This window comes from Pseudomonas sp. TZ252, assembly GCF_056110345.1.
This window is the reverse complement of record NZ_CM148566.1, coordinates 2,672,030-2,685,159: the sequence shown is the minus strand read 5'-3', so window position 1 is coordinate 2,685,159 and position 13,130 is coordinate 2,672,030. Positions and strand designations below refer to the sequence as shown.

Sequence of the window (13,130 nt, the reverse complement as noted above, 5' to 3'; positions counted from 1 at the left end):
CCAACGAGGGATAGGCAGGGGATATCGAAATGGGTCTGTTCAATGCACATGCGGTGGCGCAGCAACGCGCCGACCGGATCGCCACGCTCCTCCAGTCGTTCGCCGACGGCCAGCTCGACACCGCCGTCGGCGAGGCCCCGGCGCCCGGCTACGAGCGTCTCTACGACAGCCTGCGGGCGCTGCAGCGGCAACTGCGCGAACAACGCGCCGAACTCCAGCAGGTGGAAAGCCTGGAGGCGGGGCTGGCGGAGATGAGCCGCCAGCACGAAGCCGGCTGGATCGACCAGACGATTCCCGCCGAACGCCTGGAAGGTCGCGCGGCGCGCATCGCCAAGGGCGTCAACGAACTGGTGGCCGCGCACATCGCGGTGAAGATGAAGGTGGTCAGCGTGGTCACCGCCTACGGCCAGGGCAACTTCGAGCCGCTGATGGACCGCCTGCCGGGCAAGAAGGCGCAGATCACCGAAGCCATCGACGGCGTTCGCGAACGCCTGCGCGGGGCCGCCGAGGCGACCTCGGCGCAACTGGCCACGGCGGCCTACAACGCGCGGATCAAGAGCGCGCTGGACAACGTCTCGGCCAACGTGATGATCGCCGACAACGATCTCAACATCATCTACATGAACCGCACCGTCAGCGAGATGCTCGGTCGCGCCGAAGCGGATATCCGCAAGCAACTGCCGAACTTCGACGCCGGCCGCCTGATGGGCGCCAACATCGACGTGTTCCACAAGAATCCGGCGCACCAGCGGCACCTGCTGGCCAACCTCACCGGCGTGCACAAGGCCGAGCTCAACCTCGGCGGCCGGCGCTTCTCCCTCGACGTGGTGCCAGTGTTCAACGACGCCAACGAACGCCTCGGCTCCGCCGTGCAATGGACCGACCGCACCGAGGAACACCGCGCCGAGCAGGAAGTCTCGCAACTGGTGCAGGCGGCGGCCGCCGGCGACTTCAGCAAGCGCGTCGAGGAGGCCGGCAAGGAAGGCTTCTTCCTCAGGCTGGCGAAGGACCTGAACAGCCTGGTGGATACCGCCGACCGCGGCTTGCGCGACGTGTCGCGGATGCTCGGGGCGCTGGCCCAGGGCGACCTCACCCAGCGCATCGAGGCCGACTACCAGGGCACCTTCGGCCAGCTCAAGGATTTCTCCAACGACACCGCACAAAGCCTGTCGCGGATGCTCGGGCAGATTCGCGAGGCCGCCGACACCATCAACACCGCCGCCAGCGAGATCGCCAGCGGCAACGCCGAACTGTCGGCGCGCACCGAGCAGCAGGCGTCGAGCCTGGAGGAAACCGCCTCGAGCATGGAAGAACTGACCAGCACGGTGAAGCTCAACGCCGAGAATGCCCGCCAGGCCAACTCGCTGGCGGCCAATGCCTCGGAAGTGGCGACCCAGGGCGGCACCGTGGTGCAGAAGGTGGTCAGCACCATGTCCTCGATCAACGAGTCGGCGCGCAAGATCGCCGACATCATCGGGGTGATCGACGGCATCGCCTTCCAGACCAACATCCTCGCCCTCAACGCCGCGGTCGAGGCAGCCCGCGCCGGCGAGCAGGGCCGCGGCTTCGCGGTGGTCGCCGGGGAAGTGCGCACCCTCGCCCAGCGCTCCGCCGCCGCGGCCAAGGAGATCAAGACGCTGATCTCCGACTCGGTGGACAAGGTGGAGAACGGCAACACCCTGGTGGCCCAGGCCGGACAGACCATGAGCGACATCGTGGTGGCGATCCGCCGGGTCACCGACATCATGTCGGAGATCGCCGCCGCCTCCGCCGAGCAGAGCACCGGCATCGAAGAGGTGAACAGCGCGGTCTCGCAGATGGACGACATGACCCAGCAGAACGCCGCGCTGGTGGAGGAAGCCGCGGCCGCGGCCGAGGCCATGCAGGAGCAGGCGGGCCTGCTCAACCAGTCGGTGGCGGTGTTCAGGCTGGACACTCCGCCGAGCGTGGTCCAGCTCGCCAGCGCGCGGCCGTCCGCGCCACGCCCCAGCGCGCCGGCGCCGCTGGCCCGCAGCGGCATGGCGCGGGCCAGCAAGGCGCGCAAGGAAGACGGCTGGGAAGAGTTCTGAGACCACGCCGCGCCTCCGCCAGGCGGAGGGCGGCAAGCCCTTAGGGTCGACCAGGGAAACCCGACGCCAATGCCCACCTCCACGCCTTCGCCGGTGTTCGGCAACCAGGAGTTCCACTACACCCGCGAGGACTTCCAGCAAGTACGCGAGCGGCTCTACCGGCTGACCGGCATCAGCCTGGCCGAGAGCAAGGCGCAACTGGTCTATAGCCGCCTCTCGCGGCGCCTGCGCCTGCTGCGGCTCGGCAGCTTCGCCGAATATTTCACCCACCTCGACCGCGAGCCGGGCGAGCAGCAGTTGTTCGTCAACGCGCTGACCACCAACCTCACCGCATTCTTCCGCGAACGCCACCACTTCCCCCTGCTCGCCGACCTCGCCCGCCGCCAGTTGCAGCGGCATCGCCCGCTGCGCATCTGGTCGGCGGCGGCGAGTACCGGCGAGGAACCCTATTCGATCGCCATCACCCTGGTGGAGGCGCTGGGCAGCTTCGATCCGCCGGTGAAGATCGTCGCCTCGGACATCGATACCGGGGTGCTCGACTGCGCCCGCCAGGGCGTCTATCCGCTGGAGCGCCTGGAGCAGATGCCGGCGCCGCTGAAGAAACGCTTCTTCCTCCGCGGCACCGGGCCCAACGCCGGCAAGGCGCGGGTGGTGGAGGAACTGCGGCAACTGGTGGAGTTCCGCCAGATCAACCTGCTGGAGGCAGACTGGTCGATCGCCGGGGAACTCGACGCGATCTTCTGCCGCAACGTGATGATCTACTTCGACAAGCCGACCCAGACCCGCCTGCTGGAACGCATGGTGGCCCTGCTGCGGCCGGAGGGCCTGTTCTTCGCCGGGCATTCGGAGAACTTCGTCCACGCCAGCCACCTGGTGCGCTCCGTCGGCCAGACCGTCTACAGCCCGGCCTGATCTCGATGAATCTCCAGGCCCGGGAAGGCGCGCCGCTGAACCGCTACTACGATCCGTACTTCGCCTGCGATGCGGTGAAGCTGTTGCCCGGCGAATACTTCGCCAGCGGCGAAGACCTGGTGATCGTCACCGTGCTCGGCTCCTGCGTCTCGGTGTGCCTGCGCGACCCGCTCAACGGCATCGCCGGGATGAACCACTTCATGCTCCCCGAGCGCGGCCTCGGCGGCGACCCGGCCTCGCCGTCGGCGCGCTACGGCAGCCACGCCATGGAACTGCTGATCAACCGCATGCTGGCCCTCGGCGCCAGCCGCGAGCGCCTGCAGGCCAAGGTCTTCGGCGGCGGCTCGGTACTGCGCCAGATCAGCGCCGCCATCGGCCAGCGCAACGTCGAGTTCACCCTCGACTACTTGGCCACCGAGCGTATCCCGCTGCTCGCCAGCGACGTGCTGGAGGCCTTCCCGCGCAAGATCTACTTCTTCCCGCGCAATGGCCGGGTCCTGGTGAAGTCCCTGGTGGAGCTGAAGAACGACACCGTGCTGCAGCGTGAACGCGACTACCGCCGCCGTATCGACCGCAACGCGGACGGCGGCCCCATCGACCTGTTCTGACTCTCCGGGAGAGCTCGCCATGCCCATCAGTGTCCTGGTCGTCGACGATTCCGCCCTGATCCGCAGCCTGCTCAAGGAGATCATCCAGGCCGACCCGGAGCTGCGCCTGGTCGGCTGCGCGCCGGACGCCTTCGTCGCCCGCGACCTGATCAAGCAGCACGCGCCGGACGTGATCAGCCTCGACGTGGAAATGCCGCGAATGGACGGCCTGACCTTCCTCGACAAGCTGATGAAGGCGCGGCCGACCCCGGTGCTGATGATCTCCTCGCTCACCGAGCGCGGTTCCGAAGCCACCCTGCGCGCGCTGGAACTGGGCGCGGTGGACTTCATCGCCAAGCCCCGGCTGGGCATCGCCGAAGGCATGCAGGCCTATGCCGAGGAAATCCGCGCCAAGCTCAAGACCGTCGCCCGCGCCCGCCTGCGCCGCCGTGCGGCGGACGCGCCGGCGCCGCCGGAAAGCGCGGCGCCGCTGCTCAGCACCGAGAAGATCATCGCCCTCGGCGCCTCCACCGGCGGCACCGAGGCGCTCAAGGAAGTGCTGCTCGGCCTGCCGGCGCACAGTCCCGGGGTGGTCATCACCCAGCACATGCCTCCCGGCTTCACCCGCAGCTTCGCCGAGCGCCTGGATCGCCTGACCCGGCTCAGCGTCAGCGAAGCGCGCGACGGCGACCGCATACTGCCCGGCCACGCCCTGGTCGCGCCGGGCGACCACCACATGGAGGTGCAGCGCTCCGGCGCCAACTACGTGGTGCGTTTGAACCGCCAGGCGCAGGTCAACGGCCACCGCCCGGCAGTGGACGTGATGTTCGAGTCGCTGGCTCGCTGCGCCGGGCGCAACCTGCTCGCCGGCCTGCTCACCGGCATGGGCAAGGACGGCGCGCGCGGGCTCCTGGCGATCCGCCAGGCCGGCGGCTACACCCTGGCCCAGGACGAGGCTACCTGCGTGGTCTACGGCATGCCCCGCGAAGCGGTGGAACTGGGCGCCGCGGAAGACGTGCTGCCGCTCGAACGGATCGCCGCCGTGCTGCTCCAGCAAGCCGCCCGGCGCGGCAGCGGCAACCGCCTCTGAGCGGGATCCTGGCCGGCCCGCTGCGCTTTTTCGCCGCCCCCCGCAACCTCCCCCGCCGAGACCCCGCCGACGACAGGCCCGAACCACGGGCCTTTGCCTGCTCGCCATCATTGTGACGTCAAATTAATGGCGAAATAAAACCAAATTACGTTGCCTGAAATAATGCACATCTGCACAATTGGCCCTTTCGCCAAAAGTTCGACACACGCTTTCGATCCATGATTTCGGCCGCGGGCCGGGCGAGAAACTGATAGGGATAGCCATGGCGGCGAACTGGGGGTTGCGCGGCAAATCGGTGGTGGCGCTGTTGCTGGCCTGTGCCCTGGCACTGGTCCCGGCGGTGCTGCTGGGCTGGCGCGCGATGGACGACATCCGTACGCACTTCGGCCTGGCCTACGCGAAGAACTTCACCCTGCTGCACCGGCAGAAGATCCTCGCCCCGGTCTCCCGCGAACTGGCGTTGTCGCGCCGTTTCGCCGAATCGGTGGTGACCCGCGACTGGCTGCTGAAGGAAGACGACCCGGCGCGCCGCGCGCTGTTCTTCCGCGAGGCCGAGGGCTACCGCGGCGACTTCCGCGACCACGCCTACTTCATCATCGCCAGCGGCTCCCACCACTACTACTTCAACGACGGCCGCCAACCCTACAGCGAACGGCCGCGCTACACCCTGGAGGCCGGCGACCCGGAAGACGCCTGGTACTTCAATACCCTGCGCAACAGCGCCGCCTACAACATCAACGTCAATGTCGACAGCAAGCTGAACCTGACCAAGGTCTGGTTCAACCTGGTGATCCGCGACCAGGGCCGGCCCATCGGCCTGGCCGGCAGCGGCCTGGACCTGAGCGGCTTCCTCGACGACTTCATCATCGCCCGCGAGCCGGGCGTGACGCCGATGATCGTCGGCGACGACGGCGCCATCCAGGCCCACCCGGACCGCCGCCTGATCGCCTACAGCTCCGCCGCCGGCGGCGCCAGCGAACGCCACCGGGTGTTCGACCTGCTCGACCAGCCGGAACAGCGCGACGCCCTGCGCGAGGCCATGCGCCTGGCCCGCGCCAAGGCCGGCTCGGTGCACTGCCTGTGGGCCGGCCTCGACGGCCGCCAGCAACTCTTCGCCGTGGCCTACATTCCCCAACTGCGCTGGTACGTGCTCACCGCCGTCGACCTGCACGCCGCCCAGGTCCTCGACAACCGCTGGCTTTGGCCGCTGGCGGGCACGTTCCTGCTGTTGCTGGTGGCCCTGCTGCTGGGCTTCGCCTATGCCGTCGAGCGCCTGCTGTTGCGCCCCCTGCGCAGCCTCAAGCGCTCGGCCAAGGCGATCGCCGCCGGGCGCTACGACACGCCGCTGCCGCTGGCGCGCCAGGACGAGATCGGCTCGCTGTCGAAGGCCTTCGCCAGCATGGCCGACCAGGTCCGCCGGCACACCGCCGAGCTGGAAGACAAGGTCCAGGAGCGCACCCAGGCGCTGGAGGAAGCCAACCGCGAGATGGCCGCCGCGCAGAAGAAGATCGGCGACAGCCTCGACTATGCCAGCCTGATCCAGCGCGCGATCCTCCCCGACCGCCAGCTCAGCGCCACCCTCGGCGAGCATCACTTCATCCTGTGGAAACCGCGCGACGTGGTCGGCGGCGACTTCTACGTGTACCGCGAGCAGGCCGACGGCTACCTGATCGGCGTGGTCGACTGCGCCGGTCACGGCGTGCCCGGCGCGCTGATGACCATGCTCGCCCGCGCCGCCATCGACCACGCCATCGAGGCGGTGGGCAGCCGCGACCCGGCGGCGATCCTCGGCGAGACCGACCAGGCGATGCGCAGCATGCTCAGCCAGGAGCAGATCCCCCAGGCGCTGGCCACCAACATGGATGCCGGGCTGGTCTGGGTCGACCGCCGGCGCCGCCAGCTGGCCTTCGCCGGGGCGAAGATCTCGCTGTACGCCAGCGACGGCGAGGAGGTCCAGGAACTCAAGGGCGCGCGCCGGGCGATCGGCGACAAGCGCCGTGGCGACTACCGCAACATCGAGGTACCGCTGGCGCCGGGCTGGACCTTCTACCTGAGCACCGACGGTTTCCTCGACCAGGCCGGCGGCGAACACGGCTTCGGCTTCGGCAGCCGGCGCTTCGCCGACATGCTCCGCGACCACGCGCGGCAGCCGCTCCCCGAGCAGGCCGAGGCCTTCGTGGCGACGCTCGCCGAGTACCAGGGCGAGCACCCGCAACGCGACGACATCACCATCCTGTCCTTCCGATTCGACTAGGGGCACCCATGGAAACGCTAGACCTGCTGGCCATGCGTGAAAGCTACACTCGCCAACGCATCCTGCTCTGCTTCAACGGACCGATCTCGCGCAGCCTGATCGAGGAGATAGGCCACGCGCTGCGCAACTACCTGCACGCCGAACAGGCCAAGCCGAGCGAAGCGATGGACGTCTTCGCGGTGTACATCGAGATGACCCAGAACATCCGCCACTACGCCAATCTCAAGGGCTACGGCGAACACGAGGCGGCGGCCACGGTAGCCATCGCCCGCAACGAGGACGGCCACTACGTGGTGTCCGCCGGCAACCTGGTGGAACGCGACGACGGCCAGAGCCTGGTGCGCAGCATCCAGGCCATCGCCAACCTCGACAAGGCCGCCCTCAAGGCCGCCTACAAGGAGCAGCTACGCCGCCCGCGCGACAGCGGCTGCGCCAGCGGAGCCGGTCTCGGCCTGCTGGACATCGCCCGCAAGTCCAGCGAACCACTGGCCGCATCGCTGAAGGAACAGCCCGACGGGCGCGCCTTCTTCAGCCTGCGCGCCGTGATCTGACCCCGTGTTTTAGGAAGAACACCATCATGAGTGACCTGCACATACCCGGCACCCAGTCCACGCCCGCCATCCAGGGCGACTGGCAGGCCGGACGCCTGTCCATGCAAGGCGATTCCTACCCGGAAAACTCCTATGAACTGTTCGGCCAGGTGATCGACTGGGTCGAGCGCTTCCTCGCCGCCGGGCAGCGGCCGCTGGAACTGGACCTGCGCCTGCTGTACCTGAACACCAGTTCGATCAAGGCCATGATGGACATCCTCGACCTGCTCGAAGAGGCCCACCAGGGCGGTCGCCCGGTCAGCCTGCGCTGGCACTACGACCGGCGCAACGAACGGGTCGCCGAGCTGGCCGAGGAGTTCCGCGAGGACTGCAGCTTCCCCTTCGCCATCCAGGCCCACGACGAGTAGCCGACGATGAGCCGCGAACGCGAACTGGACGCCTGGATCGACGGCCTGCTGGCCGATCCGCAGTTCCACGGGCATCCGCTGCACCAGGCGCTGGCCCGCCTGCGCCAGCAATCGCTGGAGCAACTGGTGCGGCTGGAGCGCATCGCCCGGATCTCCGACGGTTTCCAGTCGATGGCGCGGGAGCAGAACCTGTCGCTGTCCGAGCGCTACCACAAGCAGCTGCGGCGCCTGGAAAAGGTGGCGCGGATCTCCGACCGCTACCAGCAGATGATGCGCGACCTCAACCTGGCGCTGAAGGAAGCCTCGATCCGCGACCCGCTGACCGGCCTGCCCAACCGACGCATGCTGCTGGAGCGCCTCAGGGAGGAGAACGAACGCTCCCAGCGCCACGGCCAGAGCTACGTGCTGGCAATGCTCGACGTGGACTTCTTCAAGCAGGTCAACGATACCTGGGGCCACGACAGCGGTGACCGGGTGCTGGTGGAAATCGCCCGGGCCATGGAGTCCGAGCTACGTGAATACGACCTCTGCGGCCGCTGGGGCGGCGAGGAATTCCTCCTGCTGCTGCCGCAGACCCGCCTGCAGGACGCCGGCCCGGTACTCGAGCGGGTGCGCGACAGCGTACGGACCCTGGCGGTACGCGTCGGCACCGAGGCGCTGAGCGTCACCGCCAGCGTCGGCGTTACCGAACACCGCATCGGCGAAACCTATTCGCAGACCGTCAATCGCGCCGACGCCGCACTGCTCGACGCCAAGCGCAGCGGCCGCGACAAATGCGTGTTCGCCGCGCTCCCGCCGCTTCCTGCCCCTTCCCGCCCGGCTCCAGCGCGCTGAGCCTCCTCAGGCGTCCAGCCGCTGCGGCCGCACCTGGCCTCGGCTGAGGTCCACCAGCAGCGCCTGAAGCGCCTCGAAGCGCGCCACCGGCAACTCCAGGGTCAGGACGACGCCGTCGGCGCCGTAGTCTTCGGCCGCCACGCTGGCGCCCAGCGCCAGGCTGCGCGCCTTGAGCAGCGCGTGGTCGGCGAAGGCACAGGCGAAGCGCACCCGACAGCGCTCGACCAGCTCGCTGCGCGGCGCCTGCTGCAGGCACTTGGCCGCGCCGCCGCCATAGGCGCGGGCGAGGCCGCCGGTGCCGAGCTTGATGCCACCGAACCAGCGGCTGACCAGCACCGCCACGCAGTCCATGTCCTGTCCCTCGATGGCCGCCAGGATCGGCCGCCCGGCGCTGCCGCCGGGTTCGCCGTCGTCGCTGAAGCGGTACTGCGCGCCGCACTTCCAGGCCCAGCAGTTGTGTCCGGCGGAAGCGTCGCGGTGGGCGGCGATGAACGCCTGCGCCTCGTCCTCGTCGGCCACCGGCGCGGCGATGGTGTGGAAGCGGCTCTTGCGGATTTCCTCGCGGTATTCGGCGAGGCCTTGCAGGGTGCTCGGCATCGCGTTCAGGCCGCCGGCGGGGTCAGTCCGCAGCCCTTGAGGATGATCCGCACCAGGTTGTCGGCGGCGGCGGCGAAGTCCTGCCTGGACATGCGCTTGCGGCCGGTGACCAGGCCAATCTGGCTGGCGAAGTCGGCGTAGTGCTGGGTGCTGCCCCAGAGCAGGAAGATCAGGTGCACGGGATCCACCGGGTCCATCCGGCCGGCGGCGATCCAGGCCTCGAATACCGCGGCGCGGCCGCGGAACCAGCTGCGGTAGTCCTGGTTGAAATGCGCGGTGAGGCACTCGCCGCCGCTGATGATCTCCATGGCGAAGATCCGCGAGGCCAGCGGGTAGCGGCGGGAGAACTCCATCTTGGCGCGGATGTAGCGGGCTAGCGCCTCGGCCGGATCGTCGTCGACGCCGAGGGTGTTGAAGGTACTGTCCCAGAGTTCGAGGATGTTGCTCAGCACCGCCGTGTAGAGGCCCAGCTTGTTGCCGAAGTAGTAGTGCAGGTTGGCCTTGGGCAGGCCGACGTTCTGCGCGATGGTGTTCATGCTGGTGCCCTTGAAGCCGTGGCGGGCGAACTCCTCCTCGGCCGCGGCGAGGATCGCCTCCTCGTTCTTCTGGCGGATGCGCCCGGCCGGCTTGTCGCGGGCGGCCGGGTCGTGGGCGGGCACTGTCAGGGTCATGCGCAGGTTTCCATCGGCGTGATCCCCGCGTTGATACCCCAGCCCGGCCGCGGGACACAAGCCAGGCGCGGAAAAATTTGCAAACGCCCGTATCAACCCAGCGGCTTGCGCCAGCGCGCCAGGGCGCCGCCCTTCGCGCTGGCCTGCGCCGCTTCGGCAACGCGCTCCTCGGGCAGCAGCAGGTTGAGCAGGATGGCGGTGATGCCGCCGCTGGTGATCGCCGAGTCGAACAGGGTCTTCACCACCGCCGGCATCTGGTCGAGCAGGGTCGGCTGCGCGGCCACGCCGAGGCCGACGCCGAACGAGGCGGCGATGATCAGCACGCTGCGGCGGTCCATTGCGGTCTGGCCGAGAATGCGGATGCCGGCGGCGGCGACGCTGCCGAACATCACCAGGGTGGCGCCACCGAGCACCGGCTTGGGGATCTGCTGGAGGATCGCGCCGACCCAGGGGAACAGGCCGAGCGCCAGCAACACGCCGCCGATATAGATCCCGACGTGCCGGCTGGCCACCCCGGTGAGCTGGATCACCCCGTTGTTCTGCGCGAAGGTGGTGTTCGGGAAGGCGCTGAAGGTGGCTGCCAGCAGGCAACTGACGCCGTCGCCGAGCACCCCGCCGCGCAACCGCTGCAGGTACGCCGGTCCCTCCAGGGGCTGCCGCGAGAGCATGCAGTTGGCGGTCAGATCGCCGACTGTCTCGATGCTGCTGATCAGGTAGATCAGCGCCACCGGCAGGAAGGCCATCCAGTCGAAGGCGAAGCCGAAGCGGAACGGCTGCGGCAGGCTGACCAGCGGCAGCTCGGGCAACGCCCGCGGAACGAACAGGCCGGTCGCCCAGGCCGCCAGGGTACCCAGCGCCAGGCCGATGACGATGGCGGCCAGGCGCAGCCAGGGCAGGCGCGAGCGGTTCAGCAGGACGATGCTCAGCAGCACCAGCGCGCCCAGCGCGAGATTGGCCGGTGCGCCGAAGTCCGTGGCCCCGGCTCCGCCGCCGAGGTCGGTGATGCCGACCTTGATCAGGCTGACGCCGATCAGGGTGATGACGATGCCGGTGACCAGCGGCGTGATCACCCGGCGAAGATGGCCGAGGAAACGACTGAGGACGATCTGCACGAAGGCGCCGAAGAAGCACACGCCGAAGATCATCGCGAGGATCTCCTCGGGACCGCCGCCGCGCTGCTTCACCAGCATCCCGGCGGCCAGCACGGCGCCGAGGAAGGCGAAGCTGGTGCCTTGCAGGCAGATCATCCCGGCGCCGATGCCGAACGGCCGGCGCGCCTGGATCAGGGTGCCGGCGCCGGAAACCATCAGCGCCATGCTGATCAGGTATGGCAGGTGCTCGCCGAGGCCGAGCAGCGAGCCGATCACCAGCGGCGGAGTGACGATGCCGACGAAGCTGGCCAGCACGTGCTGTAGCGCGGCAAGGAAGGCGGGAAGCGGGCGCGGCCGGTCGTCGAGGCCGTAGATGAGGTCGTTGGGGCGTTGGTCTTCGCTATGCATCGGGCCGTCTCAAGTGGCGCTCCTCGGACAGGAGGAGGTTGCACGGCTTCTGCAAAAAGCTGTCCAGGTGATCAGCTTATTCCTGCCGCTCAGGCTGCAGGGCGCGCCCGGCGTGGGTCGAGCGAACAACGGGAGGCAAACGCAAGGACCACGGAGGCGACCGTCGCGCACCGTGCCGATGCACGGCGCGCAATGACGGGGCGCGCTGGCGAGGCCCGGCCGGTAGCCCCGCGCGACGGACTCAGAAGTGGTACTTGACCAGGAAGCTTGCGGTGTTCTGGTCGGTGGTGAAGTACTGCGAGTCCTTCACACCGTACTTGTCGGACCAGTAGTCGTACTCCAGGCCCACGTACAGGTGCTTAGGCTCGTAGCCGAGGGCCTTGCCCAGGTCGTACTTGACCTGTGGGTTGAAGTGCAGGTTGGCGTGATAGTCGCTCTGGTTGCGGCGGCTGGTGCTGGCGCTCTTGTTGTTGATCACCCAGTCCATGTAGCCGTCGATGAGGATGTCGGAGTTGCCCACCGGAATGGTGTAGGACCACACCGGGGTGATCTGCCAGGCGCCGGCGCGCACGCGGTTGCCGTCGGGCTTGCGGTAGTAGAAGTTGAGCTGGAAGTAGTCGAAGCCGGGGATCGCCAGGTCGAAGCCCGGGCCGAGCAGGTAGGCCTCGGTGTCGCCTTCGCCGAACTCGTAGGTGCCGGCCAGCAGCACGTCCTTCACCGGGCCGAAGGAGAGGTCCGCTCCGGTGAGCTTGCCGAAGCTCAGGCGCGGAGTGATCTCGCCGTAGTAGGTGTTCTTGCCGTTGCTGGCGTCTTCCTTGCCGTTGTAGTTGATCTGGTCGAAGAAGATGAACAGGTCGCCCCAGGTCCAGCCGCTGGCATGTTCCAGGGTGAAGGTCTGCTGGATCGGCGGGTTGATCTTGAAGTTCTTGCCGTAGAGGTAGGTCAGGCTCTCGTTGTGCCAGAGCAGCGGCCCCGAGTCGGTCTCGTGGGTTGGCGTCATGTCATGGTCTTCGGCGACAGCCTGGCCTGCGGCCAGTAGCCCCCCGGCTAGCATCACGGTGGCGAGTGTGCGGCTCATTGAAACGCTCCTGGAGTGAATAGCTTTTCTTCTAGTGGGCGAACCTGTCCGAGCGGTCAGGCCTCGCCATGGATAGCAAGAACGAAGCCAAGACGGCGCGGGCGCTTCGCCGGGTTTCCTGCGGCGAAGGGAACGCCTGTTTTTTCAGTGTTTTGGACAAAGGCGGCGAAATGCCTCCAACCTCTCTACGACGGCAAAAACCTGACCCCAAGGACAGTTTTTGCCTTGCACTGGTGCGTGGTCGGGAGGGGCGTGCTCGACTTTGGGTTGGCAGCGCGAAGAAAACTGGATACACAAAAACGATTTGTGACAAAAAGAATCAGCAGACTTTTGTACACAAAACAGTGCGTGGTCTTTCTACACATCACCGCCCCGGCGTTCGGGCGAGAAGCGGCGCGGATGATGCCAGAGACGGCGGGCGGAATTCATCCCCGAATGGGGTTTTTCGTCGGGTTTCAGGACGCCCGGACGTAAATTCGCCAGGGCCTGGGAGACTCCGGTGGCATGACATCCAGAAGGCGCTCTCGATGTTGCGTAGCGGAGCGCGCTCGAGTACGGGTCGCCTGGCAGCCTATGCCTGC

Annotated in this window: 12 protein-coding genes; 8 read left to right on the top strand and 4 right to left on the bottom strand. The window is 67.9% G+C overall.

Going from position 1 to position 13,130, the window contains the following annotated elements; translation table 11 throughout:
* The first annotated feature begins 29 nt into the window (after positions 1-29).
* From aer2 to siaD, 8 genes are all read left to right on the top strand, one after another.
* Positions 30-2,069: an aerotaxis transducer Aer2 gene (aer2, locus tag ACYAF3_RS12340; protein WP_003112650.1), complete on the top strand. Its 2,040-nt coding sequence runs from the start codon at positions 30-32 to the stop codon at positions 2,067-2,069.
* 69 nt (positions 2,070-2,138) lie between these two features.
* On the top strand, positions 2,139-2,981 hold the full coding sequence (locus ACYAF3_RS12335; protein ID WP_003102222.1) for a CheR family methyltransferase: 843 nt from the start codon (positions 2,139-2,141) through the stop codon (positions 2,979-2,981).
* 5 nt (positions 2,982-2,986) lie between these two features.
* Positions 2,987-3,589 carry a chemoreceptor glutamine deamidase CheD gene (cheD, locus tag ACYAF3_RS12330; protein WP_003102220.1) on the top strand — a complete coding sequence of 201 codons (603 nt, stop codon included), beginning with the start codon at positions 2,987-2,989 and terminating at the stop codon, positions 3,587-3,589.
* A 19-nt stretch (positions 3,590-3,608) separates the two neighbouring features.
* Entirely contained in the window at positions 3,609-4,658 is a 1,050-nt protein-coding gene (locus ACYAF3_RS12325) for a protein-glutamate methylesterase/protein-glutamine glutaminase (RefSeq protein ID WP_017001811.1), read from the top strand.
* Positions 4,659-4,920: 262 nt separating this feature from the next.
* A complete protein-coding gene (siaA, locus tag ACYAF3_RS12320) occupies positions 4,921-6,912 on the top strand; it encodes a biofilm regulation protein phosphatase SiaA (protein WP_003112649.1) in 1,992 nt (663 codons plus the stop codon).
* Positions 6,913-6,920: 8 nt separating this feature from the next.
* Entirely contained in the window at positions 6,921-7,463 is a 543-nt protein-coding gene (gene siaB / locus ACYAF3_RS12315) for a biofilm formation regulator kinase SiaB (protein WP_003083916.1), read from the top strand.
* 26 nt (positions 7,464-7,489) lie between these two features.
* Complete coding sequence (siaC, locus tag ACYAF3_RS12310; protein WP_003102215.1) at positions 7,490-7,870, top strand: biofilm formation regulator SiaD modulator protein SiaC; 381 nt, start codon at positions 7,490-7,492, stop codon at positions 7,868-7,870.
* Positions 7,871-7,876: 6 nt separating this feature from the next.
* Positions 7,877-8,704 carry a biofilm formation regulator diguanylate cyclase SiaD gene (gene siaD, locus ACYAF3_RS12305; RefSeq protein ID WP_003083910.1) on the top strand — a complete coding sequence of 276 codons (828 nt, stop codon included), beginning with the start codon at positions 7,877-7,879 and terminating at the stop codon, positions 8,702-8,704.
* A 6-nt stretch (positions 8,705-8,710) separates the two neighbouring features.
* Here siaD and ACYAF3_RS12300 read toward each other — a convergent pair whose 3' ends face one another.
* The 4 genes from ACYAF3_RS12300 to ACYAF3_RS12285 all read right to left on the bottom strand — a co-directional run bounded on the left by ACYAF3_RS12300 (position 8,711) and on the right by ACYAF3_RS12285 (position 12,549).
* Positions 8,711-9,301, bottom strand: a complete 591-nt coding sequence (locus tag ACYAF3_RS12300) for an IMPACT family protein (RefSeq protein ID WP_003102213.1) — start codon at positions 9,299-9,301, stop codon at positions 8,711-8,713.
* 5 nt (positions 9,302-9,306) lie between these two features.
* Complete coding sequence (locus ACYAF3_RS12295; RefSeq protein WP_003083903.1) at positions 9,307-9,972, bottom strand: TetR/AcrR family transcriptional regulator; 666 nt, start codon at positions 9,970-9,972, stop codon at positions 9,307-9,309.
* Between the two features lie 92 nt (positions 9,973-10,064).
* Positions 10,065-11,471: a uracil-xanthine permease family protein gene (locus ACYAF3_RS12290; protein WP_003102211.1), complete on the bottom strand. Its 1,407-nt coding sequence runs from the start codon at positions 11,469-11,471 to the stop codon at positions 10,065-10,067.
* A gap of 241 nt (positions 11,472-11,712) precedes the next feature.
* Positions 11,713-12,549 carry an outer membrane protein OmpK gene (locus ACYAF3_RS12285; protein WP_003102209.1) on the bottom strand — a complete coding sequence of 279 codons (837 nt, stop codon included), beginning with the start codon at positions 12,547-12,549 and terminating at the stop codon, positions 11,713-11,715.
* Positions 12,550-13,130 lie beyond the last annotated feature (581 nt).

What these genes read in the sequence shown, in the direction of transcription:
- aer2 (WP_003112650.1), top strand. Translation starts at nt 30, where the DNA reads ATGGGTCTGTTCAATGCACATGCGGTGGCGCAGCAACGCGCCGACCGG.
- ACYAF3_RS12335 (WP_003102222.1), top strand. Translation starts at nt 2,139, where the DNA reads ATGCCCACCTCCACGCCTTCGCCGGTGTTCGGCAACCAGGAGTTCCAC.
- cheD (WP_003102220.1), top strand. Translation starts at nt 2,987, where the DNA reads ATGAATCTCCAGGCCCGGGAAGGCGCGCCGCTGAACCGCTACTACGAT.
- ACYAF3_RS12325 (WP_017001811.1), top strand. Translation starts at nt 3,609, where the DNA reads ATGCCCATCAGTGTCCTGGTCGTCGACGATTCCGCCCTGATCCGCAGC.
- siaA (WP_003112649.1), top strand. Translation starts at nt 4,921, where the DNA reads ATGGCGGCGAACTGGGGGTTGCGCGGCAAATCGGTGGTGGCGCTGTTG.
- siaB (WP_003083916.1), top strand. Translation starts at nt 6,921, where the DNA reads ATGGAAACGCTAGACCTGCTGGCCATGCGTGAAAGCTACACTCGCCAA.
- siaC (WP_003102215.1), top strand. Translation starts at nt 7,490, where the DNA reads ATGAGTGACCTGCACATACCCGGCACCCAGTCCACGCCCGCCATCCAG.
- siaD (WP_003083910.1), top strand. Translation starts at nt 7,877, where the DNA reads ATGAGCCGCGAACGCGAACTGGACGCCTGGATCGACGGCCTGCTGGCC.
- ACYAF3_RS12300 (WP_003102213.1), bottom strand. Translation starts at nt 9,301, where the DNA reads ATGCCGAGCACCCTGCAAGGCCTCGCCGAATACCGCGAGGAAATCCGC.
- ACYAF3_RS12295 (WP_003083903.1), bottom strand. Translation starts at nt 9,972, where the DNA reads ATGACCCTGACAGTGCCCGCCCACGACCCGGCCGCCCGCGACAAGCCG.
- ACYAF3_RS12290 (WP_003102211.1), bottom strand. Translation starts at nt 11,471, where the DNA reads ATGCATAGCGAAGACCAACGCCCCAACGACCTCATCTACGGCCTCGAC.
- ACYAF3_RS12285 (WP_003102209.1), bottom strand. Translation starts at nt 12,549, where the DNA reads ATGAGCCGCACACTCGCCACCGTGATGCTAGCCGGGGGGCTACTGGCC.